This is a genomic window from Nocardia sp. NPDC058640 (assembly GCF_042716995.1).
In the GTDB taxonomy this organism is placed as follows: domain Bacteria; phylum Actinomycetota; class Actinomycetes; order Mycobacteriales; family Mycobacteriaceae; genus Nocardia.
Genome location: NZ_JBHXRG010000001.1, coordinates 143,002 through 168,099 on the forward strand (window position 1 = coordinate 143,002; position 25,098 = coordinate 168,099).

At 66.5% G+C, this 25,098-nt stretch carries 23 protein-coding genes; 9 read left to right on the forward strand and 14 right to left on the reverse strand.

Features of this window, described 5'->3' with window-relative positions; translation table 11 throughout:
• Window positions 1-17 precede the first annotated feature (17 nt).
• The 6 genes from rbfA to rimP form a co-directional block, all read right to left on the reverse strand.
• On the reverse strand, window positions 18-464 hold the full coding sequence (gene rbfA, locus ACFWU5_RS00755) for a 30S ribosome-binding factor RbfA (protein WP_379240804.1): 447 nt from the start codon (window positions 462-464) through the stop codon (window positions 18-20).
• Window positions 465-480: 16 nt separating this feature from the next.
• Window positions 481-774, reverse strand: coding sequence for a DUF503 domain-containing protein (locus ACFWU5_RS00760; RefSeq protein ID WP_056811534.1), 294 nt, complete (start codon window positions 772-774; stop codon window positions 481-483).
• Window positions 775-868: 94 nt separating this feature from the next.
• Entirely contained in the window at window positions 869-3,910 is a 3,042-nt protein-coding gene (gene infB, locus ACFWU5_RS00765) for a translation initiation factor IF-2 (protein WP_379265672.1), read from the reverse strand.
• A 108-nt stretch (window positions 3,911-4,018) separates the two neighbouring features.
• Window positions 4,019-4,330, reverse strand: a complete 312-nt coding sequence (locus ACFWU5_RS00770) for a YlxR family protein (RefSeq protein ID WP_379240802.1) — start codon at window positions 4,328-4,330, stop codon at window positions 4,019-4,021.
• 71 nt (window positions 4,331-4,401) lie between these two features.
• Window positions 4,402-5,430: a transcription termination factor NusA gene (nusA, locus tag ACFWU5_RS00775; RefSeq protein ID WP_379240801.1), complete on the reverse strand. Its 1,029-nt coding sequence runs from the start codon at window positions 5,428-5,430 to the stop codon at window positions 4,402-4,404.
• Window positions 5,427-6,065, reverse strand: a complete 639-nt coding sequence (gene rimP, locus ACFWU5_RS00780; RefSeq protein WP_379240800.1) for a ribosome maturation factor RimP — start codon at window positions 6,063-6,065, stop codon at window positions 5,427-5,429. Before rimP ends, nusA begins: the two co-directional genes overlap by 4 nt.
• Window positions 6,066-6,442: 377 nt before the next feature.
• Between rimP and ACFWU5_RS00785 the strand changes: the two genes are divergently transcribed.
• The gene (locus tag ACFWU5_RS00785; RefSeq protein ID WP_379265673.1) at window positions 6,443-7,051 is read left to right on the forward strand and encodes a hypothetical protein; all 609 of its coding nucleotides are present in this window, start codon (window positions 6,443-6,445) and stop codon (window positions 7,049-7,051) included.
• Window positions 7,048-7,479 carry a ferritin-like domain-containing protein gene (locus ACFWU5_RS00790; protein WP_379265674.1) on the forward strand — a complete coding sequence of 144 codons (432 nt, stop codon included), beginning with the start codon at window positions 7,048-7,050 and terminating at the stop codon, window positions 7,477-7,479. The genes ACFWU5_RS00785 and ACFWU5_RS00790 overlap by 4 nt, the downstream gene beginning before the upstream one ends.
• Window positions 7,480-7,665: 186 nt before the next feature.
• Here ACFWU5_RS00790 and ACFWU5_RS00795 read toward each other — a convergent pair whose 3' ends face one another.
• The 3 genes from ACFWU5_RS00795 to ACFWU5_RS00805 all read right to left on the reverse strand — a co-directional run bounded on the left by ACFWU5_RS00795 (window position 7,666) and on the right by ACFWU5_RS00805 (window position 13,543).
• Entirely contained in the window at window positions 7,666-9,417 is a 1,752-nt protein-coding gene (locus tag ACFWU5_RS00795; RefSeq protein WP_379265675.1) for an acyl-CoA dehydrogenase family protein, read from the reverse strand.
• A 106-nt stretch (window positions 9,418-9,523) separates the two neighbouring features.
• On the reverse strand, window positions 9,524-11,215 hold the full coding sequence (locus ACFWU5_RS00800) for a hypothetical protein (protein ID WP_379265676.1): 1,692 nt from the start codon (window positions 11,213-11,215) through the stop codon (window positions 9,524-9,526).
• Window positions 11,216-11,794: 579 nt separating this feature from the next.
• A complete protein-coding gene (locus ACFWU5_RS00805; protein ID WP_379240794.1) occupies window positions 11,795-13,543 on the reverse strand; it encodes a proline--tRNA ligase in 1,749 nt (582 codons plus the stop codon).
• A gap of 258 nt (window positions 13,544-13,801) precedes the next feature.
• Here ACFWU5_RS00805 and ehuB point away from each other — a divergent pair, with 258 nt between their 5' ends.
• The 6 genes from ehuB to ACFWU5_RS00835 all read left to right on the forward strand — a co-directional run bounded on the left by ehuB (window position 13,802) and on the right by ACFWU5_RS00835 (window position 18,591).
• Complete coding sequence (gene ehuB / locus ACFWU5_RS00810; protein ID WP_379265677.1) at window positions 13,802-14,689, forward strand: ectoine/hydroxyectoine ABC transporter substrate-binding protein EhuB; 888 nt, start codon at window positions 13,802-13,804, stop codon at window positions 14,687-14,689.
• A 7-nt stretch (window positions 14,690-14,696) separates the two neighbouring features.
• Window positions 14,697-15,404, forward strand: coding sequence for an ectoine/hydroxyectoine ABC transporter permease subunit EhuC (ehuC, locus tag ACFWU5_RS00815; protein WP_379265678.1), 708 nt, complete (start codon window positions 14,697-14,699; stop codon window positions 15,402-15,404).
• On the forward strand, window positions 15,401-16,048 hold the full coding sequence (ehuD, locus tag ACFWU5_RS00820; RefSeq protein ID WP_379265679.1) for an ectoine/hydroxyectoine ABC transporter permease subunit EhuD: 648 nt from the start codon (window positions 15,401-15,403) through the stop codon (window positions 16,046-16,048). Before ehuC ends, ehuD begins: the two co-directional genes overlap by 4 nt.
• Window positions 16,049-16,055: 7 nt before the next feature.
• On the forward strand, window positions 16,056-16,811 hold the full coding sequence (ehuA, locus tag ACFWU5_RS00825) for an ectoine/hydroxyectoine ABC transporter ATP-binding protein EhuA (protein WP_379240985.1): 756 nt from the start codon (window positions 16,056-16,058) through the stop codon (window positions 16,809-16,811).
• Window positions 16,812-16,860: 49 nt separating this feature from the next.
• The gene (gene yaaA, locus ACFWU5_RS00830) at window positions 16,861-17,607 is read left to right on the forward strand and encodes a peroxide stress protein YaaA (protein WP_379266191.1); all 747 of its coding nucleotides are present in this window, start codon (window positions 16,861-16,863) and stop codon (window positions 17,605-17,607) included.
• Between the two features lie 147 nt (window positions 17,608-17,754).
• Window positions 17,755-18,591 carry an SGNH/GDSL hydrolase family protein gene (locus ACFWU5_RS00835; protein WP_379265680.1) on the forward strand — a complete coding sequence of 279 codons (837 nt, stop codon included), beginning with the start codon at window positions 17,755-17,757 and terminating at the stop codon, window positions 18,589-18,591.
• Between the two features lies 1 nt (window position 18,592).
• On the opposite strand, the gene ACFWU5_RS00840 is transcribed toward ACFWU5_RS00835, so the two are convergent.
• From ACFWU5_RS00840 to ACFWU5_RS00860, 5 genes are all read right to left on the reverse strand, one after another.
• Window positions 18,593-18,985: a VOC family protein gene (locus ACFWU5_RS00840; RefSeq protein WP_379240983.1), complete on the reverse strand. Its 393-nt coding sequence runs from the start codon at window positions 18,983-18,985 to the stop codon at window positions 18,593-18,595.
• Complete coding sequence (locus ACFWU5_RS00845) at window positions 18,985-19,266, reverse strand: ArsR/SmtB family transcription factor (protein WP_379240789.1); 282 nt, start codon at window positions 19,264-19,266, stop codon at window positions 18,985-18,987. The genes ACFWU5_RS00840 and ACFWU5_RS00845 overlap by 1 nt, the downstream gene beginning before the upstream one ends.
• A 155-nt stretch (window positions 19,267-19,421) precedes the next feature.
• Window positions 19,422-20,054: a metal-dependent phosphohydrolase gene (locus ACFWU5_RS00850; protein WP_379265681.1), complete on the reverse strand. Its 633-nt coding sequence runs from the start codon at window positions 20,052-20,054 to the stop codon at window positions 19,422-19,424.
• A 114-nt stretch (window positions 20,055-20,168) separates the two neighbouring features.
• Complete coding sequence (locus ACFWU5_RS00855) at window positions 20,169-21,674, reverse strand: APC family permease (RefSeq protein WP_379265682.1); 1,506 nt, start codon at window positions 21,672-21,674, stop codon at window positions 20,169-20,171.
• Between the two features lie 150 nt (window positions 21,675-21,824).
• Entirely contained in the window at window positions 21,825-23,483 is a 1,659-nt protein-coding gene (locus tag ACFWU5_RS00860) for a PucR family transcriptional regulator (protein ID WP_379265683.1), read from the reverse strand.
• Between the two features lie 112 nt (window positions 23,484-23,595).
• Between ACFWU5_RS00860 and ACFWU5_RS00865 the strand changes: the two genes are divergently transcribed.
• On the forward strand, window positions 23,596-25,086 hold the full coding sequence (locus tag ACFWU5_RS00865) for a CoA-acylating methylmalonate-semialdehyde dehydrogenase (RefSeq protein WP_379265684.1): 1,491 nt from the start codon (window positions 23,596-23,598) through the stop codon (window positions 25,084-25,086).
• Window positions 25,087-25,098: the final 12 nt, after the last annotated feature.

The window sequence follows — 25,098 nt, forward strand, 5'->3', positions numbered from 1 at the left end:
TGACCGGACATGCCTGCCTACTCGTCCTCGTCGTCGCGATCGACCTTGTACGGGTCCGCGTCGCCCGCGTGCTTGGCGTTCGCGGCGACCTTGGCCACCTCGTCGTCGATGGCGCGAGCCCGAGCCAGCAGCTCTTCCATCTCCCGCGCCACCTCGGGCACCTTGTCCAGGGTGAACGACAGGATCGGCGTGAACTTCACGCCGGTGCCCGCGCCCACCTTGGACCGCAACACGCCCTTGGCCGCGTCCAGCCCCGCGGCGGCCTCGGGGTAGTCGGGTTCGGCGTCGATGGTTTCACCCATCACCGTGTAATAGACGTTCGCCTCGCGCAGATCGCCGCTCACCTTGCAATCGGTGACGGTGACGAACCGCAGTCGCGGATCCTTGATCTCGTATTCGATCGCGGTAGCCACGATCGCGGAAATCCGCTTGGCGAGTCGGCGTGCCCTGGCTTGATCCACCATGGGAGTTCCTCCTCTTTCAGTCTTCGGGCCCGAAGATGCGGCGGCGTACTGCCAGCAACTCTATCTCCGGACGCGCGGCAACGTGCCGCTCACACTTGTCGAGCACCTCGTTCAGGTGTCCCGTCTCCGCACTGACCATGGCCACCCCGAGCAATGCCCGGCGGTGTAGGTCCTGATCTCCGGCTTCCGCGGCATTCACGCCGAAGCGTTTTTGCAGCTCAGCAAGGATCGGCCGAATCACCGACCGCTTCTCTTTGAGCGAATGCACGTCACCGAGCAACAGATCGAATTCGAGCGCACCAATGAACAGCGGTGCTCACCTCCTGTGTGTGTTGTGGTGGTTGTACGCCCGCACGCCGCACCCGAGAATTCGGATGCGGCGTGCGAAACGGTGTTGCGTTTTATCAGTCGCGCGGCTTTTCACGAAGCTCGTAAGCCTCGATGATGTCGCCGTCCTTGATGTCGCTGTAGGTGACGGTCAGACCGCACTCGAAACCTTCGCGCACCTCGGTGGCGTCGTCCTTCTCCCGCTTGAGCGAGGAGATGGTCATCGTCTCGGCGATCACTCGACCGTCGCGGATCAGGCGCGCCTTGGCGTTGCGCTTGACCGAACCCGACAGCACCATGCAGCCGGCGATGTTGCCGATCTTGGACGAGCGGAAGATCGCACGGATCTCCGCGCGGCCCAGCTCGACCTCTTCGTAGATCGGCTTGAGCATGCCCTTGAGGGCCTTCTCGATCTCGTCGATCGCCTGGTAGATGACCGAGTAGTACCGGATGTCGACGCCTTCGCGGTTGGCCAGCTCAGTGGCCTTGCCCTCCGCGCGGACGTTGAAGCCGATGATGATCGCGTTGGAGGCCGACGCCAGGTTGACGTTGGTCTCGGTGACGCCACCGACACCGCGGTCGATGACGCGCAGACGCACCTCGTCGTCGATCTCGATACCGAGCAGGGCCTCTTCGAGGGCCTCGACGGTACCGGAGTTGTCGCCCTTGAGGATCAGGTTGAGCTCTGAAGTCTCCTTCAGTGCGGCATCCAGATCTTCCAGGCTGATCCGCTTGCGGCTGCGAGCGGCCAGTGCGTTGCGCTTGCGCGCATTGCGGCGATCGGCGATCTGACGGGCGATGCGGTCTTCCTCGACCACGATCAGGTTGTCACCGGCGCCGGGGACGCTGGTGAAACCGATGACCTGGACCGGGCGCGACGGGGTCGCCGCGTGGACGTCCGCGCCGTGCTCGTCGACCATGCGACGGACGCGACCGTAGGCGTCGCCCGCCACGATCGAGTCACCCACGTGCAGGGTGCCGCGCTGGATGAGCACGGTGGCAACGGGGCCACGGCCGCGGTCCAGGTGCGCCTCGATGGCGACACCCTGGGCGTCCATGTCCGGGTTGGCACGCAGGTCCAGCGAGGCATCCGCGGTCAGCAGCACGGCTTCGAGCAGCTGATCGATGTTGGTGCCCTGCTTGGCCGAGATGTTGACGAACATGGTGTCGCCGCCGTACTCCTCGGTGACCAGGCCGTACTCGGTGAGCTGCTGCTTGATCTTGTCCGGGTTCGCACCCTCTTTATCGATCTTGTTGATCGCGACAACGATCGGCACATCAGCGGCCTGCGCGTGGTTGATCGCTTCCACCGTCTGCGGCATGACGCCGTCGTCGGCCGCGACCACGAGGATCGCGATATCGGTGGCCTTCGCACCACGCGCACGCATGGCGGTGAACGCCTCGTGACCCGGTGTATCGATGAAGGTGATCAGACGCTCTTCGTCGTTGAGGTTGGTGAGCACCTGGTAGGCACCGATGTGCTGGGTGATGCCACCGGCCTCGCCCTCAGCGACGTTGGCCTTACGGATCGTGTCCAGCAGTCGGGTCTTACCGTGGTCGACGTGACCCATGACGGTCACGACCGGCGGACGGTGCTCGAGATCGTCTTCGCCGCCGGCGTCTTCGCCGTAGGTGAGGTCGAACGACTGCAGCAGTTCGCGATCTTCGTCCTCGGGGCTGACCACGTGCACGACGTAGTTCATCTCGCCGCCGAGCAGCTCGAGGGTCTCGTCGTTCACCGACTGAGTGGCGGTGACCATCTCGCCGAGGTTGAACAGGGCCTGCACGAGAGCTGCGGGGTTCGCGTCGATCTTCTCGGCGAAGTCCGACAGCGAGGCGCCACGGGCGAGGCGGATGACCTCACCGTTGCCACGGGGCAGACGCACGCCGCCGACGGCGGGAGCTTGCATGTTCTCGTACTCGGCGCGCTTCGCCCGCTTCGACTTACGACCACGACGGACAGCACCGCCGGGACGACCGAACGCACCGGCTGCGCCACCACGGCCACCGGGACCACCGGGACGACCGCCGCCGCCACCGGGACGACCACGGAAACCACCGGCCGCGGGAGCACCGGCACCGGGAGCACCGGGGGCACCGCCACCGCCGCCACGGTAACCGCCACCGCCTGCGCCACCACCGGGACGGCCTGCGCCGCCACCGCCGGGAGCGCCACCGGGACGACCGCCGCCACCGGGACGACCCGCGCCGCCACCGGGGGCGGGACGTGCCGAACGGGCGGGCATGGCACCGGGGTTCGGACGCGGAGGCATCGAACCCGGGTTGGGACGGGGACCACCGGGACGCGGGGCACCGCCCTGCGCGGCGGCCGGGCGCTGGCCCTGACCACCCTGCGGGCGGGGACCGCCCTGACCGGGAGCCGGGCGAGGACCGCCCTGACCGGGTGCGGGACGGGGACCGCCCTGACCCGGAGTCGGGCGAGTGCCGCCCTGACCCTGGCCCTGACCGGCCGGACGCGGCGCGGGACGCTCACGATCGGGGGCCGAGCTGAACGGGTTGTTACCCACGCGCGGAGCCTTGGGGCCCGGCTTGGGGCCGGGACCGGCAGGACGCGGGCCGGGTGCGGCCGGTGCTGCCTGACCCGGACGGGTCTGTGCCGCGGGCGCCTGCTGAGCCGGACGCGGCGCGGCCGGAGCCGGACGCGGGCCGGGTGCGGGGGCACCTGCGGGCTTGGTGGCCGGAGCCGACTCGGCGGCCGCAGCGGTGCTCGCGGGTGCCGGGGTAGTAGCGGGCTTGGCTTCCACCGGAGCGGCCTCGACCTTCGGCGCGACCGGCGCGGCAGGAGCTGCCGGGGCGGGCGCGGCCGGAGCCGGACGCGGACCGGGGCGCGGGCCACCGGGGGTGGGCTTGGCGCCGGCCGGACGGGCCGGTGCTGCTGCTGCGGGGGCCGACGGGCCCGGACGGGCCGCCGACTTCGCATCGGCCGCGGGGGCGGCCTTGGATGCGACAGATTCGCGCAGACGACGTGCGACGGGTGCTTCCACCGTCGAGGACGCCGACTTCACGAACTCGCCTTGCTCCTTGAGCTTCGCGAGTAGTTCCTTGCTTGTGACACCGAGTTCCTTAGCCAACTCGTGCACGCGGGCCTTGCCTGCCACTGCTCTCCTCACTGAGAGGCCGAGCAGTGACGCCGCCTAGGTAAGGCGGGCCCGCACGACCTCGGGTTATCTCCGACGGACGTTCATCGTTGGTGCTTCACGGTGTGCTCATGAGTGCTCGTGCCTGTTCTCGAGGTACTGCTCCAGGGCTGAGATATCCAGATTTCCGGACACTCGTAAGGCTCTGCCGAATGCTCGGCGCCGCTCTGCGGAACGCAAACAAGCTGAAACGGGGTGCAACCAGGCACCCCGTCCGGGAAGTCTGCGCCGCGGATCGGGAACAATCGCGACATCGGAATTCCGATGCTGCGCCACGATCCGCAACAGGTCGGCAGATGGCTCACGCTGACGGCATCCGATACAGGTGCGAACGGATTGCGCGGGCCGGTCCTGTACCCACTCTACCGGTGACCCGGTCATAACGACGAACCCTCCCCTGTCGGAAGTTACGAACATGAAATCCGCGGGCCGGGATTCGACGCGTGTTCGGATCAGCCGCGCTGCGCTTCGGGCCGGACCGAGTCGTCCGGTTCCGGGGCGGCATCGCTGCGGATATCGATGCGCCAGCCCGTCAGACGGGCAGCCAGGCGGGCGTTCTGCCCCTCCTTGCCGATCGCCAGCGACAGCTGGAAGTCCGGCACGACCACGCGCGCGGCCCTGGCCTCCGGATCCACGACGGTGACCGATACCACCTTCGACGGCGACAGCGCGTTGCCCACGAAGGTCGCGGGATCCTCGTCGTAGTCGATGATGTCGATCTTCTCGCCGGCCAGTTCGCTCATCACATTGCGCACGCGCTGACCCATCGGACCGATGCACGCGCCCTTGGCGTTCACGCCGGGCACCGTGGACTGCACCGCGATCTTGGACCGGTGGCCCGACTCGCGCGCCACCGCGACGATCTCCACGGACCCGTCGGCGATCTCGGGCACCTCGAGCGAGAACAGTCGACGCACCAGGTTCGGGTGCGTACGCGAGAGCTGGATCTGCGGGCCACGCTGGCCGCGCGAGACGCCGTAGACGTAGCACTTGATGCGATCGCCGTGCTCGTAGGTCTCGCCCGGTACCTGCTCGGCGGGCGGGATCAGACCCTCGGCGCCGTTGGCCTCGCTGCCGATACGCACCACCACGATGCCGCGGGCGTTGGCCCTGGCGTCGCGCTGCACCACACCGCCGACGATCTCGCCCTCGTGGGCGGCGAAATCACCGAACGACTTCTCGTTCTCGGCGTCGCGTAGTCGCTGCAGCACCACCTGGCGGGCGGTGGTCGCGGCGATGCGGCCGAAACCCTCTGGGGTGTCGTCCCATTCGGTGACCAGGTTGCCGTCGGCGTCGAGCTCGCGCGCCATCACCCGCACCACACCGGTCTTCTGGTTGATGTCGATGCGGGCGTTGGCCTCGTGGCCGTCGGTGTGCCGGTAGGCGGTCAGCAGTGCCGACTCGATCGCCGAGATCACGGTCTCGATCGAGATGCCTTTGTCGGCGACGATCGCGCGCAAGGCTTCGATTTCAATATTCATTCCGCAACCCCTTCGGTGGGAGTGTCACTGTGTTGTCCTGGTGCGGCGAGGTCGGCCGGTTCCGCGCCCGGAACGGGGCGGCCCGGCGCGATGCCGCCCGCGAGTTCGAGTTCGGCGGCACCGGGTGCGTTGAACTCGACCTGCACGACGGCCTCGGCGATGTCGGTGAGCGGCACGTGCACGCGATGCGGCTTGTTCTTGCCGCCGAGCACGAGCGCGATGGTGGGGTTGTCGGCGTCGTCGGCCAGCTGGCCCACGCGCGCGTCGAAACGGGCTTTGTCTTCGACCCGGTCGGCACCGTCGGCCAGCTTCACGCGGACCTTGCGGCCCTGCGCGCGGCGCCAATGCCGTTCGGTGGTCAGCGGGCGATCCACGCCGGGCGTGGTCACTTCCAGCAGATAGGCGGATTCGCCGAAATCGCCTGCGGCATCGAGAAGTTCGGACATATCGCGACTGAGTGCGGCGATGGCGTCCAGGTCGGCGGGGCCGTCGCTGTCGACGGTCACCTTCACCCGCACCGGAGCCAACTCACCATTGCCCGCGGCCACGATCGCAACGCCCTCGAGGTCGAATCCCCGGCGTGCGACGAGCTCAGCGACTAGCTGGCTCACCCTTTCCTCGGTGGGCATCGGCATATGGGCGGCTCCTGGTTCAGTTGTGACGCGATCGGAAATATCTACGCTGAAGGTCTAGCGTAACGCGCTCAGAGAGTGTAAAGGACTAGGCGGCGTGCACCGCGCACCGGTCCGACTCGGCGTGCCCGCCCGTGTCGCGGCGTGCGCGAGGCCCCCGCGCGCGATCTGGCACGATGGTGCACGTGCCCCACCGCCATCCCGTCCCGCGCCACGCCGGGCGACCTTCCGGCATGAGCTTCGACCGGCACGATCCCCGCACCCTGCGGATCGAACGTGTCACCGGACCGCCGTCGACTCCCACTGCCGCGACCCCCTCGCACTCGTCCGTCCATGTTCCGCATCCCCCTGCAGCGCAGCAGTTTTCAGCATCGGAACCCGTGCGGGTCGACACCGAACCGATGGAGCCCGTGCGAGCCGACACCGGAACGATGGGCCCCGAGCGAGCCGACACCGTATCGACTTGGCCCCGCCGCACCATGCTCCGATTCGCCGCAGCGAGCGCGATCGGCATTCCGACTGTCGCCGCACTCGCCGCCTGCGCCGAGGACGATACCGTGCACGCCCCGGATCCCCTTGCCGCACAAGAGGTTCTGGCCCGAGCCGACGCCGCCGCCGCGACCGCCGCGATCGCACTGGCACCGCAGTCGAACACCACACTGACCACCATCGCCGCCGAACGCACCGCCCACGCCGACGCACTGCGCACCGAAATCGACCGCGTGATCGGCGTGTACGGCGACGGCACCACCCCCGTGCGCCGCACCGGCGCACTGACCGTGCCCGGCCCCGACGGTTCGCCGGTGCCTGCCACGCAGGTCGAGACCACGGCCCAGCAGCCGGTGACCATCGCACAGTTGCGTGACCAACTGGTCCGCTCCCAACAGTCCGCCGCCACGCTGGCTGCCACCGAATCCGGTTACCGCGCAGGACTTCTCGCGTCGATCAGTGCGGCCTGCGCCACCCAGGCAGGAGTCCTGCTGACATGACCGAACAACGCACGGCCCTACAGAACGCCCTGGACGCCGAGTACGCCGCCGTCTACTCCTACGGCGTGATCGCCGCCTACGCCAACACCGACCGCTCCCGCCTGGTCGCGGAGTTCACCGCCGCGCATCGAGCCCGCCGCGACGCCACGATCGAACTCCTGGAAGCGGACGGCACCGCCCCCGAAGCACCCGCCGCCGCGTACGACCCACCCGCACCCGTCGACGACCCGATCCCGGCGGCCCACCTGGCGGTGAGCGTCGAAACCGACTGTGCCACAGCGTGGTACGCGGTCGTCGAGAACGCGACCGACAAGTCGGTGCGCGCCACCGCGACCGAAGCGCTCACCGAAGCCGCCATCCGCCGGGCCCGTTGGCAGTCGATCCTGGGCACCACCCCGTGGACCGTCGCCTTCCCCGGTCAGGCGTAACCGCCGACCCACCGCGTATCCGGCGTAATCGTCCAAAACACCGGCTCCAAGTCAGAATTCCGACTCCGAACGTGCCGTTTTGGACGATTTCGCCGGGCATCCGGCGTAATCACGCACAACGCCGTCGCCGAGTCAGAAAACTGACTGTAGCGAGGCGCTTTGCGTGATTACGCCGGTGATCCTCCGCTACGGCCGCATCGCGTACGCGCCGTCGTACGCCTGCACCTGCTGCCACACCCGATCGAAACGCTCCTTGTCCGCAACCGGGCTGCGCAGGGCACCGATCGCCCAGTCACGCTGCGCTTCGGTAACCGACGGCTTGCCCAGCAGCGCCGAGGCCTGGGTGTTGAAGTCACGGATCTGGAAGTCGAAGATCTGGTCGACGACATCGCGGTCGAGACCGGTGAGCTGCGCCTGTTCGAGGATCAGCTGCCCGTAGACCACCGTGGAGAACAGGTGGCCGATGGTCAGCATGAAGTCCAGGTCCTTCTGCTGGTCCGCATCCGGTGCCGCGGTCAGCAGCAGCGTTTGCAGCGCCTTGGCCTGCTCGTAGAACCGCGCGACGTTGGGCACATCCGAGGCCTGCTCGTAGGCCGGGGTCCAGTCCGCGAACTGCACCTTGCCCGCGCCGCGCGCCGGTCCCTGCGCCCAGAAGAACGCCTCGTCACCGGCGTCGAGGTTGGTGCCGATGGCCGGGTATTCCTTGGGGTTGAACAGGTAGTTGGGCATGAACTTCAGGATCTGGCCCACGTTCACGTGCACGGTGCCCTCGAGGCGCGGCAGGTGGTTGATGTAGCGCGAGGCCTGCGCGAAGTAGGTGGCCTTCTCGAATCCCTTGGCCGCCAACACATCCAGCAGCAGGGTCATGGCGACCTCGCCCTCGGAGGTGACCTTGGACTTGGTCATCGGGTTGAACAGCAGGTAGCGGCGGTCCTCGAGGGAGGCGCTGCGGAAGTAGTCCACGGCCCGGTCGCTGAACAGCTTCATCGCGATCAGGCGGGCGTAGGCGTCGACGAAATTGCCGCGCACGTGCCCGAAGTCGGTGACCGGGTTGCCGTAGAGGATGCGGTTGTTGGCGTGGGTGATCGCCTCGAAGAACGAGTGCTCGACCATGCCGATGCTGCCGTGGCAGAGGTTGAACTTGCCCACGTTGACGGTGTTGAGCGCGGCCGAGAAGCCTTCCGGCCCTTCGTGCAGCACGTCGGCGGCGGTCACCGGGTAGTTCTCCAGCCGGAAGTGGCTGACGTACATCTGGCCGTGGATGACGCTCTCGACCAGGTGGTAGTTGTCGTGACGACTGTCGGCGGCGAACCAGATGTAGCCGTCGGGCCCTTCCACGTCACCGCGCCGGGAGAACACCGACACCATCGAGGCCACATTGCCGTTGCCGATGTAGTACTTCTCCCCGTTGGCGCGGAACAGAATTCCCGCTTCGGCGTCGGCACTACCCGGCTCGCTCGGGGTGAGGATCAGGTCGGTGTTGTAGATGTCGGCACCGTGATCGCGCTCCGACAGCGCGAACGCCATCACCTGACCGTCATCGAGGTCAGCGGCAGCCTTGCGCTTAGCGATCTCGTTGTCGCTCTGCCAGATCGGGCCGAGTCCGAGGATCGTGACCTGCTCCGCGTACCAGTACGCGAGGCCGTAGAAGCCGAAGATCTCCGACAGCGCCGCGTTGCGGGCCGCGTCCCAGCGCTTGTTCGGGTCGCCGTCGGCGTAGGCAGCGGGGGTGAGGAAGGTAGCGAACAGCTTTTCCTTGCCGACGAACTCCAGGAACTCCGAGGTCCACACCGCATCGCGATCCTCGACCAGCAACTGCGCCTTGCCCTTGGACTCGAACCACTCGATAGTGGCCTTCAGCAGCCGCCGCGTCTCAGCATCGAAGTGCTGCGGGTCGTAGGTAGCAGGGTTGAACAACAGGCTGGGCGAACTCGTCATGCCCGCTAACTTATCAGCGCCCCGCCACACGCCAACGCGCCTAACTGCAGGTTTCCCTTACGTAGGCGTAAGTCACTGCCCAGAATCGGGTACGGATTTCGAACTGTCAGGACAGGTTCGGGACCGCCGTCCCACCTCGACTCTGGCTGTGAGTCGCGCTGAGATGCGCCTGACGAATTAGATAATCCTGAATCTCCCGGTGCCGGAATTGATAGCCGATACCGGCAGTACGAAGCAGGCCGCAATCATGACCCCAGTCAAGAAAGCGGACGAGGCGCCACGGCAGTGGGTTACGCGACCAGCGCCGCGTACTGAGCAGCATTGCGAGGTAATAGATCGATGTCGGGGCAATCGTCCACCCGATGACGATCCCAAGCGCGGGACCTACAAGTAACCCGAAATCGTCGGGGACGTCCGGCGGTGGGGGCGCAACCCTGACAAGCACCGCCATGAGCGCACCCGACACTCCAGAAAACAAGACGCCGAACCGAACGTCAGCAGCGACCACCTCGCGTGGGTGCCGCGCGGCGACTGAGGCGTCGTCTCGGGTAAGTGCGGCTACTGCGAACGCAGCACCACATGCCGGTACAGCCCCCCATGCCCAGCTGGCCACCACGCGATCCGACAGAGCAATCATTGCAAATCCCAGCGCGATGACGCCTGCCCAGAGCAACAGTGCCGCCGTTATGGCTCGGCGAAGCTGTTTCCTCCCGCCTACCTTATGGGTGAAAGTCCAGACGAATCGGTGCGGCTCCACCTCGTTCAATAGCACGAATAGCATCGATGTCGCCAACACAGCACTACCAAAACCACCGACTGTCGCAACGTACGCAGCGGATAGCCGCGGATCGGCCCGAACCAGTTCGCCACACAACGCGGTTGACAGCAGAACCCACGCAATCAACATGGTGACAGCTCGAACACGACGCACACCCGCCAGCGGCCACAACCGATGAGGCACAACATCAGTCCCAGAAACGGTCACACCGCCGACTGTCGTGCCCCCTAAGTTGCTCAGGTACTCGCACGCCAACGTGGTCAGCCAGCGCTCCACTTGCGCCGGTGCGTAGCTACAGGTTTTCGAATCGATAACCGCAGCAGGTATCAGAAGGGCCAACAGATGATCCCGAACGGCATCGGAACCGCCCGTAGCCACGCTGACCACGTCGACAGGTTCCCGTGAAAAGTTGCCGTCGGGGTCGCGCCACTCGTAGATCCGACGCACCAACGACAGCCGCCACGGTGTGCTCAATGCAGTCGCCAAGGCACCATTCGGTTCGAATGCCAGCTTCGAGAGCACCGGCTGCCAACGTTCGACATCAACAACCTCGGATTTCAGGTAGAGCTGCGCTTTCGCTGGCGACACCGGTTCGATCTCGATTGTCGCGGAGTCGTGAACCCACACTCGAGCCGCGATCAACGCTTCGAGCTGCGTGGTCCGGCAAGTGACAATTATCGGAGCTCGGCGGTTGAGATCCTGGAAGCTGTTGAGGGCTGCAACCAACTTGGCGGACCTCGAGCCGTATCCCAGTACACCGGAGTCCATCTCGTCAAGTCCATCGACGACAGGTATGACCAAGTTGGCATGGACTACGGATTCGGCCGAGGCCGGACTCATCCGATAGACGGCGACCAGGTGCTGAACCAGCCACACTCCGATCGAATCTCCCGTCTTCCAGGTGGGAGCACTGATACGGACTGGAACTGGATCCCCAGGAGCGCGGGCATTCAGAAGGCCGAGCACGAGCTCCAACGCCAGTACCGTTTTCCCTGCGCCTCCGGCTCCGGCGATGACCACCCGTCGTGGCTGAAGATCGCTGTAATAGCGAACAACCTCCGACAGAGCCCCTTCCGATCCCGAGCCACTCGCGTTATGGGAAGGAACCGCTCGAAATCGAAAACTTATGTCGAGCCGCCCACTGCTACCCACCAGGTCGGAACGAGCAGTGCCCTCTACTGCAGCTATCGAGGGTGCAAGCCGATCAACAACACCATGGGCATCCGTGTCGTTCCACCGTTGTGCCAGCTGATCGGATCGCTGAGATCGCCATCCCCGCGCGACAGCGAACAAAAACCCCAACACCGCAACGACAAGGGCTCCGGGGTCAACACCTCCGAGCTCGACTCCGCCTAACGACCACACCCCAGCACAAGCGACACCCACCAGCGCCGCTGCGCCGAAAACCGCAGCAGGCACGGACACCGGTCCCCTACGCCGTCGCATCTACGCCCCTCGCTCGATGACACCCCGAACCTGCCACAACCCCACCCATCGAAGCGCTGCCCGGCACCAACAGAGCCCCGGACACGGAGGTGCGCTTCACGAGAATGGAACCTCCGTGTCACCGCGGCTGGTCGGAATTGTCGGGAAGGAGCCTCAGCCGCGGACCTTCGCGGTGACCGTGCTGACGGCGTCTTCGGCCGGGATCTCCTCGGCTTCGCCGGTGAAGCGGTTGCGCAGCTCCACCTTGCCTTCGGCCCAACCGCGGCCGATGACGAGGATCCAGGGCATGCCGAGTAATTCGGCGTCCTTGAACTTCACGCCGGGTGAGGCGGTGCGGTCGTCGAACAGCACGTCCAGGCCTTCGGCGTTCAGGCCGGCGACCACGTGTTCGGCGCCGTCGCGGGCGGCGGCGTCCTTGTTGGCGATGACCACGTGGACGTCGTACGGGGCGACCTCGGCGGGCCAGCGCAGGCCCTTGTCGTCGTGCTGCTGTTCGGCGATCACCGCGACCATGCGGGAGACGCCGATGCCGTAGGAGCCCATGGTCAGGCGGACCGGCTTGCCGTTCTCGCCCAGCACATCGACGTCGAACGCGTCGGTGTACTTGCGGCCGAGCTGGAAGATGTGGCCGATCTCGATGCCGCGCGCGGCGACGAGCACGCCTGCGCCGTCGGGCGAGGGGTCGCCGTCGCGGACTTCGGCGGCTTCGATGGTGCCGTCGGGGGTGAAGTCGCGGCCCGCGACCAGGCCGACCACGTGCTTGCCCTTGACGTCGGCGCCGGTGATCCACGCGGTGCCGTCGACGACGCGGGGGTCCACGAGGTAGCGAATACCGTTGGCGGCCAGTCCCTTCGGGCCGATGTAGCCCTTCACCAGGAAGGGGTTGGCGGCGAAGTCGGCCTCGGTGAGCAGTTCCACCTCGGCGGGTTCGACGGCGGCACCCAGACGCTTGTCGTCGACCTCGCGGTCACCGGGGATGCCGATGCCCAGGATCTCGGTCTTGCCGTCGGGGTGGCGCAGTTTCACCATCACGTTCTTCAACGTGTCGGCGGCGGTGACCGGGCGGCCGAGCACGTCCACGGAGTTGGCCCAGTCGACCAGCGTCGCGATGGTCGGGGTGTTCTCGGTGTCGTGCACCACGGCCTCGGGCTGACCCTCGATCGCGATCGCGGGGGGCGCGGGGGTGACCACGGCTTCGACGTTGGCCGCGTAGCCGGACTCCGCGCAGGCCACGTACGTGTCCTCGCCGACGGGGCTCACGGCGAGGAATTCCTCGGACGCGCTGCCGCCCATGGCGCCGGAGGTGGCGGCCACGATCACGTACTCGACACCGAGGCGCGAGAAGATCGACTGGTAGGCCTTGCGATGGGTGGCGTAGCTGTTGGTCAGGCCGTCGTCGTCGATGTCGAAGGAGTACGAGTCCTTCATGACGAATTCGCGCCCACGCAGGATGCCCGCGCGGGGACGTTCCTCGTCGCGGTACTTGGTCTGGATCTGGTACAGCGTGACCGGCAGGTCCTTGTACGAGTTGTACTCACCCTTCACGGTGAGCGCGAACAACTCCTCGTGGGTGGGGCCGAGCAGGTAGTCGCCGCCCTTGCGGTCCTTGAGCCGGAACAGGCCGGGACCGTATTCGGTCCACCGGTTGGTGGTCTCGTAGGGCTCGCGCGGCAGCAGCGCGGGCAGCGAGATCTCCTGGGCGCCGGTGGCGTCCATTTCCTGGCGCACCACCTCTTCGATCTTGCGCAGCGTGCGCAGACCCAGCGGCAGCCACGAGTACACACCCGGGGCGATCCGGCGGACGTAGCCGGCGCGCACGAGCAGTTTGTGGCTCGGCACCTCGGCGTCGGCGGGATCGTCTCGCAGGGTGCGCAGGAACAGGCGGGAGAGGCGGGTGATCACGGATGCACAGGGTAGTCCCTGGTGTGGACGGGGCGACAGCCGATTACCTCTAGCGGGCTCGAGGCGGCCCGAAAACGAGTGCGGAGACAGGTAATCCATATGGGGGTACCCATTTCGAACGCGGTTGAATCATCAAATAACAACCTGATAACGTAACCGCACCTGACAATTATCCGGTGCGTAGATTTCCCTTATAAGTCAATTACATACGTACAACAGAAAATTGGTAGCGCGACGCTACCCTTGCGAGAGGTCACAATGGCTGAGACGAATTCCCTGTCGAAGCGCTGTACAGCAGTGTTCGCCGGTACCGCGCTAGTAGCCGCAGCCCTCGCCGGTTGCACCAAGACCGAGACCGCAGACAGCGGACAGCTGCTGCAGTCGCTGAAGGACAAGGGCACGATCACCGTGGGTTTCGCCGGTGAGGCCCCCTATTCGTTCGAAGACGGCGGCCAGCTCACCGGCGCCACGGTGGCCCTGCACCGGGAGATCTTCGGCAACCTCGGCATCAAGACCGTCGACGGTGTGCAGACCGAGTTCGGTGCGCTGATCCCCGGCCTGCAGGCCAATCGTTTCGATGCCGTGAGTGCCGGAATGTCGATCTTGCCGAAACGCTGTGAACAGGCTTCTTTCAGCGAACCGGAATTCATGTACACCACCGCGTTGATGGTCAAACCAGGCAATCCGATGAAATTGACCGATATGCAGTCGGTGAAGGCCAGCGGCGCGAAAATGGCGTCGATGACCGGTGCCATCGAATCCGATTACGCCGACGCACTGGGCATCGAGTCCACTCAGGTGGGCACCCCGCAGGACGGGATGGACGCGGTCACCTCCGGGCGCGCCGACGTGTTCGCGCTCACCGCGATCTCGCTCAACGACCTGAAGAACCGCACCCCGAACGCCGCGGTCGAGGTGACCCCGTCGTTCGTGGCGGTCATCGACGGCAAGCCGCAGGTCGGCGCGGGCGGCACGGTGTTCCGCACCACCGATCCGGACCTGCTGGCCGCGTACAACGCGGAGCTGGCCAAGATCACCGGCGACAAGGACAAGTACCTGTCGATCGTGGGCAAGTTCGGCTTCACCGAGCGTGAGCTGCCCGATCCGAAGTACACGACAGCCAAGCTGTGCAAGGGCGAAATCTGATCCACCCATGAGCAATTTCGATGCGGTGCGCGATGCCCTGCCCGCGCTGTGGCAGGGCATCGTGGTCACGCTGGAGCTGACCATCGGCGGCGCGTTGCTCGCGTTCGTCCTCGCCCTCGCCCTGGGCACCACTGCCCGGGTGCGCAATCTCGCGGCCCGCGGCAGCGCCCGGGTCATGATCGAATTCTTCCGTGGCACTTCACTTCTGGTGCAGATCTTCTGGTTGTTCTATGTGCTGCCGCTGCTGGGTTACAAGCTCGACCCGCTGTTCTGCGGCATCCTGGCGCTGGGTCTGAACTACGGCGCCTACGGTGCGGAGGTGGTGCGTGGCGCGCTCAACGCGGTGCCGCGCGCGCAGTTCGAAGCGGCGGTGGCGCTGAATTTCAGTCCGTGGCAGCGGATGCGGCGGGTGCTGTTCCCGCAGGCCTGGGCGCTGATGCTGCCCTCACTGACCAATCTGCTGGTGCATCTGCTCAAAGGCACCGCGGTCGCGTCGTACATCACCCTGCACGACCTCACGTACGAGATCGGTGACCTGCGCAAAGACACCGGCGACACGCTGTTCTCGTTCGGTGTCGGCCTGCTCATCTACTTCGTGCTCGGCTACCTGCTCACCCTGGGCATGAACCTGCTGGAGACCCGCGCCAAGAACAAACTGGGCCGCGGAGCGTCGCTCAAGGAAGTCCTCAGCCTGGCACCGGAGGTGGCGTCATGACCGCTGAATGGAGTTGGGAACGCGCCCGCGAAGCGCTGCCGGTGCTGTGGGAAGGCTTCCAGATCACGCTGCTGGCGACGCTATTGGGCTTCACGCTGGCCGCGGTGCTGGGGTTGGCGATCGCGCTGATCCGCCGCACGGCGCCGACCTGGATCGCCGGGCCTGTCCACGCGTGCAGCGAGTTCATCCGGCTCACTCCCCTGGTCGTGCAGCTGCTGTTCGCCTACACCCTGCTCACCCAGTTCTCGGCGCTGCAGATCGGCGTAGTGGTGCTGGGCATCCACTATTCGAGCTACCTGGCCGAGGTGTATCGGGCCGGGATCGAGGCGGTGCCGAAGGGACAGTGGGAGGCGGCGCGCGCGTTGTCGCTGCCGCCCACGCGCACCTGGGGTGCGGTGGTGTTGCCGCAGGCGATCCGGGCCAGCCTGCCAGCCCTCGGCACCAATGCCGTGTCGATGTTCAAGGACACCCCGTTCTTGTTCGCCATCTCGGTCGTCGAATTGGTGACCGCCGCACAGCAATTCGGGGCACGCCACTTCGCGTACCTGGAGTCGATCACGCTGGCCGGGGTGTTCTTCCTGGTGGCCAGCTACCCGACGTCTGTGCTGATCAGAAGACTGGAGAAGCGACTTGCCTACTACTGACGACGAGATGATCAGATTCGATCAGGTGGTCAAACGCTTCGGCGCGCTCACCGTGCTCGACGAACTGGATTTCAGCGTCCGACGCGGCGAGAAGGTGACGTTGATCGGGCCGTCCGGGTCGGGCAAGACCACCATCTTGCGCCTGCTGATGACACTGGAGACCATCAGCGACGGCGTGATCTGGGTCGACGGCGAACCGCTGACCCACACCCAGCGCGGTGGAAAACTGGTGCCCGCCAAGGAGAAACACCTGCGTGCGGTGCGCACGAAGATCGGCATGGTGTTCCAACAGTTCAACCTGTTCCCGAACATGACCGTGCTCGAAAACATCACCGAGGCACCGATTCACGTGCTGGGCAAGTCCAAAGACGAAGCGCGCGAACGTGCCCGGCATCTGCTGGACGTAGTCGGGTTGTCCGACAAGGAGAACGCGCACCCCTCGCAACTGTCGGGCGGTCAGCAGCAACGCGTGGCGATCGCACGCTGCTGTGCGATGGACCCGAAGGTGATGTTGCTGGACGAAGTGACCTCGGCGCTGGACCCGGAACTGGTCGGCGACGTGCTCGACGTGCTGCGCACCATCGCCGAGACCACCGACATCACGATGCTGATCGTGACGCACGAGATGCGGTTCGCGCGCGAGGTGTCGGACCGGGTGCTGATGTTCGATTCCGGGCGGATCATCGAGCAGGGTCCGCCGGAGCAGATCTTCGAGGCGCCCACCAACGAACGGACGCGCAAGTTCTTGGAGGCGGTGCGCTGAACGGGGCGGGGCGAGATGGCGGTTCCGGCGACGATTACCGTTGACGATTGTGCTGGTGCTGCTGCCTCCCTCCGAAACCAAGTCCGACGGCGGATCGGGCGCGCCGTTGAACCTCGACGATCTCGCGATGCCGCAACTGTCCGCGGTCCGCGACAAGCTGCTCACCGAGGTCGTGCAACTGGCCGCCGACCCCGCCGTCTCGGCCGCCGTGCTGGGCCTGGGCAAAGGCGCCGACGCCGAGATCGCCCGCAACGCCACCCTGCGCACCAGCGCCACCCGCCCTGCTCTGGAGCGCTACACCGGCGTCCTCTACGACGCACTGGACGCGAAATCGTTCACGAAGGTCCAGCGCGCTAAGGCCTACGCACGGCTGGGAATCGGCTCGGCGTTGTTCGGCGCCGTCCGCGCGAGCGACCCCATCCCCGCCTACCGCCTCTCCGGCGGCACCAAACTCCCAGGGCTGCCGACACTGTCGGCCGTGTGGCGCGACGTGCTCCCCGACGCCCTCTACACCGAAGCCGCGGGCGAGCTGGTGATCGACCTGCGCTCGGGCACCTACCAGCAACTGGGCCGAGTCCCCGAAGCCATCACCGCCAACGTGCTCACCGAGCACCCCGACGGCTCCCGCACCGTGGTCAGCCACTTCAACAAACATCACAAGGGCCTGCTCGCCCGCGCCCTGGTCCTCACCCGCGCGGACCCCACCGACATCCGCGCGGTCGCGCGCGTGGCCACCAAAGCCGGTCTGCGCACCGAGATCGCGTCCCCGACCGAATTGCTCATCATCACTGAATAGCGGTGTCCGCGGTCGCCGAGAGTTGTTGTCCCGCACAAACCTGCGTGCGTTGCGCCCGCGCGCACCGCGCGGATGCGGCACAGTGATCGGCACCGCCGCGATGCGGACCACCGGTTCCGCCGCGAACCCCGATGATCAGGACCTCCGATGAACACCTGGCTGCGCGCGCTCGCGACGACCTGCCTGATCGCGGCAGTGGCGATCACCCCCGCCACCGTGCACGGCCAACCGACGCCCGGAGCCCGGTACGTGGCCCTCGGCGATTCCGGCGCGGCCACCACCGGCGCGGTCAACCTCGACCTCACCGCGCCCCTGCGCTGCGTGCGCTCGACGACCAACGCACCCAAGTTGGTCGCGCAACGACTCGGGTTGTCGCTGGACGACCGGACCTGTAGCGCCGCGAAGATCGCCGACCTGTACAGCTCGCAGGGCGCGGGAGTAGCACCGCAGCTGGACGCGCTCGGGCCCGCCACCGAGATCGTCACCCTGCACATCGGTGCCAACGACGCCGGCATGACCGAGTACATTCTCGGCCACTGTCACGTGGGTGGCTGCGCGGCCGAAGCAGATCCGCAGTGGGACAGCAAGATCGACGCTATCGCCCCCTCCTACGCCGCCGCGCTCGACGAGATCGCCCGCCGCGCACCGAAAGCCACCATTTTCGTCGACGGGTGGCCCACCTACCTCACCGACACCAGCTGCCCGGCGATGCTGGGCCTGCGGCCCGCCGACGCCGCCTACATCCAGTCCAAGTTCGAACGTCTCAACACCGTGGTCGCCCGCGAAGCCCGCGACCACGGCGCCGTCTACATCGACACCGTCGCCGCGTCGAAGGAATTCGGAATGTGCGCCGACCCGTCGACCCGCTGGTTCGACCCCCTGGTGGCCGACCTGACCCTGCTCCCCTACCACCCGACACTCGCCGGCCAGCGCGGCGTCGCGGAGTTGATCGCCTCGGCGATCGAAGCCGAGCTCGGCCGCTGAACTACTCCGCGATCGGCGCCATCAGCTGGATGAGGTTGCCGCAGGTGTCGTCGAAGACCGCGGTGCTGACCGGGCCCATAACCACGGGCGGCTGGGTGAAGAACACGCCGCGGTCGACCAGGCGCGCGTATTCGGCGTCGAGGTCGTCGACGGTGAACACGATCACGGGGATGCCCTCGGTGCTCAGCGCCGTCTTGTAGGCCTTGGCCGCCGGGTGCTGGTCGGGCTCGAGCAGCAGCTGGATGCCGTCGACGTCGGCGGGTGAGACGAGGGTGAGCCAGTCGTATTCGCCGACGGGGACCTTGTCTTTGACCTGGAACCCGAGCACGTCGGTGTAGAAGGCCTCGGCTTTGGCCTGGTCGTCGACGAAAACGCTGGTTACTCCGATGCGGATCATGTGTCCTCCTTGGGGATGGGCCATCGCTGCGAAACCGCGTGCAGGGGCGTGAAATCGGCGTGATGGAACTTGTATCGACCTTGACGGCGGGTATGCACGAGCCCGACCTCCTCGAGCACCCCCAGATGCTGGGTGATCGCCTGCCGCGACGAGCTGATGTCGTGTTTGCTCACCAGACGGGCGCACAATTCGAACAGGGTTTGCCCGTCGCGATCGGCGAGTTCGTCGAGGAGTGCGCGTCGTGTCGAATCCGCGAGTGCGGTGAAGATGTCGGTCACGGGGCGCTCCTGTTCGCTCCCCCGAACAATAGGCAAGCGCTGACTTGCCTGTCAAGCTTGTCGGACCGGCATAATCACGCACTCGGCCTCGTTCCGATCAGATATCTGACTCGAAGACGTCGAAGTGCGTGATTATGCCGGTGAGATCCAGGCCGTCAGCCGATTGCGGCGGCGAGTTCGGCGAGTTCCGCCGCGAGGTTGGCGCGGGCAATCGCCTCGTAGCGGTCGTGGGCGAGGTCGGTGCGGAACAGGCGGGGCTGGTCGGCCAGATTGCGCAACACCGAGGCGCGGCCGGCCCGGAACAGGTCATCGGGCACGTGCGCGTATTCGGCGCGGATCGCGACGGTGTAGGCGGCGTATTCCTCGGCAGTTCCGCCGAGAACGACCAGGTCGGCATCACAGAGCACGGCACCGTTCGCATCACCGGGCTGCGGCTTGTGCCCACGCGTCAGCACGACCAGCCGCACGACCTCGTCGACCAATTCCGGTGGGGCACCCAGTGATTCGAGAACATCGCGCCCCAGATCGGCGCTGTGCTCCTCGTTGTCGGCGCGCGCAACCGCGTAGATCGCGTCGTGGAAGAACGCCGCGTACCGCACCGCATCGATATCGTCTGCCGCCTCGGCCAACTCATCGATCGCCGCGAGCATCACCGCCAGGTGAGTGGTGGTGTGATACCGCCGATGCGGTTCCTCATATCGCCCGATCACACCGGCACCGCTGCGCGCGGCATCGCCCCCGGCCAACGCGATCCACCGCTGCAACAGGTCCTCCGACAACGCGCTCATCCCCAAAGTTTCGTCGCCCACCCCCGCCCCCACAACCCCCCTTTCCCAATGTCACTGCCGCACAGCTCGATACGACGAACGGAACCCGGAAAGATCTTCCGGGTTCCGTGTTCGTCAGCGTTCGTGCGACTCCTCGAGCACCGTGCGCCCCAACAACGCATACCTCTCCGGCGCGCGCTGTTTCAGATACTGGGCGTAGGCGAACCCGGCGATCGCGATCACCGCCACGATCCACGGACTGGCCCACAGCACCAGCGAATCCGCTTCGGCACCGGCCGCGGTGTCCATATTGACCACCAGCAACGCCACCACACCGAGCATCGCGATGCCGCCGATCAGCGGTGCGGTGAAGGTGCGCCACCAGTGCTTGCTCTCGGGATGGTGGGTGCGGAAGTAGGCCAGTACCGCGAACGAGCAGGTGGCCTGCACGACCAGGATCGCGGTGGTGCCCAGGATCGCGAGCAGCGTGTAGGTGCCCGTGTACGGGTCTTTGCCCGCGAGGCCGAAGGCCAGCAGCAGCGCGGCGGCGAACCCGGTCTGCACGAGCCCGGCGATGTGCGGGGAGCCGTGACCGGGGTGGGTGCGGCCGATGGTGCGCTGCAATACGGGCAGCACGCCTTCGCGTCCGAGGGCGTAGAGGTAGCGGGCCGCGCAGTTGTGGAAGGCCATGCCGCAGGCCAGCGACCCGGTGACCATCAGCCACTGCATGGCCACAACCGCCCACTGCCCGACGTAATGTTGCGTCGGGTTGAAGAACAGGTCGGCCGGGCTCGCCGAGGCGGCCAGCGCCTGCGCACCGTCCAGGCCGTTGCCCAGAATCGCCATCCACGACACGAACACGTAGAACACACCGACGCCGAGCACGGCCAGCATCGTGGCCTTCGGGATGATCCGCTTGGGGTCGCGCGATTCCTCGCCGTACATGGCGGTGGATTCGAAACCGACCCACGACCAGAACGCGAAGAACAGGCCAAGGCCCGCCGAGACGCCGGTGAACGCGTTGATCGGGTTCAGCGGTGCCAGCGAAAACCCGTCCGGCCCACCACCATTGATCGCCACGCCGATTCCCATCGCGGCGAGCACCGCCACTTCGGTGACCAGCAGCACGATCAGGATCTTCTCCGCGACCGCGACGCCGAACCAGGTGCCGATCGCGTTCATCGCCAGCATCGCGATGGCGAAGACCCACCACGGAATGTCCAGTCCTAGTTGGTCACTCACCGTATTGGTGGCGAAACTGGAGAAGATGCCGATCAGCGACGGCTCGAAGACCATGTAGGCGAAGGCGGCGAGCAGTCCGGCCGACAGCCCGACTCGTCTGCCGAGGCCGTAGGAGATGAACCCGTAGAACGCGCCGGTCGCGGTGATGTGCCGCGACATGGCGGTGAAGCCGACGGAGAAGATCGCCAGCACCACCATGGCGATGAGAAATGCTGCAGGCGTGCCGATTCCGCTGCCCGACGACACCATGAACGGCACGTTGCCGGTCATCGCGGTGATCGGTGCGGCGGTGGCCACGGCCATGAAGACCACGCCGAGCAGACCGATCGCGTTCGGTTTGAGCCGCGAAACCGCCTTCTCGGTGGGCTCGGTGGCGGTGGATGGCGATGTCGATTCCATCTGAAAACTCCCTCATCACTGGTCAATTGACCTGGTGAGGATTGTGGGTCCGGGAATATTGCGCGGATATGAAACGGGGTTACCGAGACGCACCAACAATATGATCCACGTCACATTCTTGACGGACTGCGGGCCGAAAGCCCTTGCTACTTACAGTTTGTCGCCCGCGGTGAGCTCGCGGATCAGCAGGGCGGTGTGCAGCGAGGTGCGGGATTCACCGTCGTCGAGGTCCACTGCCAGGATCCGTTCGATGCGGGCGAGGCGGTCGTAGAGGGTGGGGCGGCTGATGTTGAGGGTTTTGGCGAGTTCGGTTTTGTTGCCTGCCAGTTCGAGGAAGCGGCGCAGGGTGCCGGTGAGGTCGGCGGCGTGGCGGATGTCGTAGCGCAGCAGCGCGCTGAGTTCGGTTTCGGCGAAGCTCTGCACGCCGGGTTCGTCACGGATCAGCGAGAGCAGGCCACGCAATCGGATGTCGGCGCTGCGATAGAACGGGCGGACCACCACCCCGCGCATCGACAGGGCGACGGCCGCGACCCCGGCCGCGTGCGCGAGTTGGTGCGCGGTGTCCAGCAGTGAATCCGAGTCGGCGCCGAGTCCGACCACCGCCCGGCGCACGCCGTCCACGCGCAGGACTTCCGCCAGCACCGTGGCACACACCGATCGCAGGTGTTCGTCGAGGTTCGCACCGCGCGCGACAGCGAGGATCACCGCGACACGATCGCCGTCAGCCGCGATTCTGCGGTTCGCCGGCCGCCCGACGGCAGGCGCGGGGCGCACGGCGGGCCGATGTTCCAGCGCACTGAGCGCCGACGCGTCCGCGAGCCCGAGCCCGTGCGTCACCGCTTCCACGATCGAGGCGCTGCGCCGTTGCGCCGACACCGGGTCGTCTTCGGCGGTGGTCTCGAGCTCGATGGACAGCGGAACGTAGCGGGCCCGACGCGCCAGTCCCAACGCGGCGGCGCGCGCCTGAGCGTCGTTCTCGTCGATCACGCGGCCGTCCACCAGGTCGTCGATGAGCCCGGTCTGGGCTTGGCGATGCAGTCCGAAGCGGTCCTTGTCGATCATCCGGTGCAGGGTCAGGGTCTGCGCGGCGCGTTCGAGCACCATGGTCGCGCGCGGTGTCTGGACTCGTTCCGAGCGCAGGATCAGCCTGCCCCACCGCTGGGTGTGCGGGCCGACAGCGACGACGCCCGGCCCGCTCGCGAGCATCCGCGAGAGGGACTCCCAATTATCCAGCAGCGCAGCCGAACTCGTGTGACGAGCGGTGGCGGCCAGCACCCGGTGCGCGAGATCCTCGAGCACTACCGAGGCATCGAGCATGCTCGCCGCGGTCTTCACGATCTCGGCCAACGCGGCCCGGCGCACGCTCAGCTCGGTGAAGGTCTCGTGCACGGTGCGCGCGAATTCGAGCTCGGCGTATTGATCGGCCACGATCGCACGGTGCACGGCTTCGGTGATCTCCACGAAACGGGTCACCCGATGCAGCGCGATCACCGGCATCCCGAGTTCGGCGGCCGTGGCGGCCACGACCGGACCGAGCTCACTCACATAGCTGCCGAGTTCGACGACCAGCCCCGACACTCCCGCTGCCGCCAACGATCGCAGATAGGTGATCCGCGCCTGTTCCGGTGCGGCCAGCGCCTGCCCGGTGGTCAGGATCAACTCGGCACCGACCAGCACATCGGCGACCGCGGCCTGGTCGCTGACGTGCACCCAGCGCACCGCCCGCCCGAGGTTCGCGGCACAGATGACCTCGGGTTGTCCGGCTTGCACCACCGGCATCGCGAGTACATCGGCCACAGTCAACAACACCCGACGAATCGTAATATGGAACTCGGAATTATGTACAGATCGTCCGACACTGTGCGCCCTCCGATAGTCCATGGTGGAAGCACCACATCACCCGGAGCGAAACGAGGCACTCATGCAGTCCATCGGCCACTGGATCGACGGCAAGTCGGTCAACGGCACCAGTGAGTCCACCGCGCCGGTGACGAACCCGGCCACCGGCGTCGTCACCGGCGAGCTGGCCCTGGCGAACGTGGCCGATACCCGCGCCGCCATCGACGCCGCGACGATGGCGTTCGCGTCCTGGCGTGACACCTCGCTCACCCGCCGCACGCAGGTGCTGTTCCGCTTCCGCGAGCTGCTGTCCGAGCGCAAGGCCGACCTGGCCGCGATCATCACCGCCGAGCACGGCAAGGTCGCCTCCGATGCGCTGGGCGAGGTGACCCGCGGTCTCGAGGTGGTCGAATTCGCCTGTGGCATACCGCATCTGCTCAAGGGCGGGTTCACCGAGAACGCCTCGACCGATGTCGACATCTACTCGATCCACCAGCCGCTGGGCCCGGTCGCGATCATCGCACCGTTCAACTTCCCGGCGATGGTGCCGATGTGGTTCTTCCCGCTGGCCATCGGCGCGGGCAACACGGTGGTGCTCAAGCCGAGCGAGAAGGATCCGTCGGCGGCGCTGTGGTTGGCTCGGCTGTGGCAGGAGGCAGGCCTGCCCGACGGTGTGTTCAATGTGGTGCAGGGTGACAAGGTCGCCGTCGACGAACTCCTGGACAACCCGGGGATCAAGGCGATCTCGTTCGTGGGCTCGACCCCGATCGCCAAGTACGTCTACCAGCGCGGCACCGCGGCGGGTAAGCGCGTGCAGGCGCTGGGCGGGGCTAAGAACCACATGGTGGTGCTGCCCGACGCCGATCTGGATCTGGCCGCCGATGCCGCCGTGAACGCCGGTTTCGGGTCGGCGGGCGAGCGGTGCATGGCGATCAGTGTGGTCGTCGCCGTGGGCGGGGTGGCCGACGAGCTCGTAGCCAAGATCAGCGAGCGGGCGTCGAGCATTGTCACCGGTGACGGCACCAGCGGCGCCGAGATGGGCCCGCTGATCACCCTCGCCCACCGTGATCGCGTGGCGGAATACATCGACGCGGGCGAAACCGCCGGTGCGAGTGTGGTTCTCGACGGCCGCGGTCTGACCGTGGAAGGTGCGCCGGACGGATTCTGGCTCGGCCCAACGATTCTCGACAATGTCACCCCCACGATGAGCGTGTACACCGACGAAATCTTCGGCCCCGTGCTGTCGGTCGTGCGCGTGGACACCTACGAGGAGGCCGTGGCGCTGATCAACGCGAACCGTTACGGCAACGGCACCGCCATCTTCACCAACGACGGCGGCGCGGGACGTAGATTCCAGCACGAGGTCGAGGTCGGCATGGTCGGCATCAACGTGCCGATCCCAGTTCCCATGGCCTACTTCAGTTTCGGTGGTTGGAAGAACTCGCTGTTCGGCGACTCGCACGCGCACGGCACCGACGGCGTGCACTTCTTCACCCGCACCAAGGCGGTCACCACGCGCTGGCTCGACCCCAGCCACGGCGGCCTGGAACTCGGCTTCCCGCAGAACAAGTGACTCGAGGAGACA

Coding starts and splice junctions, on each gene's coding strand:
- ACFWU5_RS00835 (WP_379265680.1), top strand. CDS start 17,755: ATGAACACCTGGCTGCGCGCGCTCGCGACGACCTGCCTGATCGCGGCA.
- nusA (WP_379240801.1), bottom strand. CDS start 5,430: ATGAATATTGAAATCGAAGCCTTGCGCGCGATCGTCGCCGACAAAGGC.
- ehuA (WP_379240985.1), top strand. CDS start 16,056: ATGATCAGATTCGATCAGGTGGTCAAACGCTTCGGCGCGCTCACCGTG.
- rbfA (WP_379240804.1), bottom strand. CDS start 464: ATGGTGGATCAAGCCAGGGCACGCCGACTCGCCAAGCGGATTTCCGCG.
- ACFWU5_RS00855 (WP_379265682.1), bottom strand. CDS start 21,674: ATGGAATCGACATCGCCATCCACCGCCACCGAGCCCACCGAGAAGGCG.
- ehuD (WP_379265679.1), top strand. CDS start 15,401: ATGACCGCTGAATGGAGTTGGGAACGCGCCCGCGAAGCGCTGCCGGTG.
- ACFWU5_RS00770 (WP_379240802.1), bottom strand. CDS start 4,330: ATGACCGGGTCACCGGTAGAGTGGGTACAGGACCGGCCCGCGCAATCC.
- rimP (WP_379240800.1), bottom strand. CDS start 6,065: ATGCCGATGCCCACCGAGGAAAGGGTGAGCCAGCTAGTCGCTGAGCTC.
- ACFWU5_RS00850 (WP_379265681.1), bottom strand. CDS start 20,054: ATGAGCGCGTTGTCGGAGGACCTGTTGCAGCGGTGGATCGCGTTGGCC.
- ehuB (WP_379265677.1), top strand. CDS start 13,802: ATGGCTGAGACGAATTCCCTGTCGAAGCGCTGTACAGCAGTGTTCGCC.
- ACFWU5_RS00795 (WP_379265675.1), bottom strand. CDS start 9,417: ATGACGAGTTCGCCCAGCCTGTTGTTCAACCCTGCTACCTACGACCCG.
- ACFWU5_RS00790 (WP_379265674.1), top strand. CDS start 7,048: ATGACCGAACAACGCACGGCCCTACAGAACGCCCTGGACGCCGAGTAC.
- ehuC (WP_379265678.1), top strand. CDS start 14,697: ATGAGCAATTTCGATGCGGTGCGCGATGCCCTGCCCGCGCTGTGGCAG.
- ACFWU5_RS00865 (WP_379265684.1), top strand. CDS start 23,596: ATGCAGTCCATCGGCCACTGGATCGACGGCAAGTCGGTCAACGGCACC.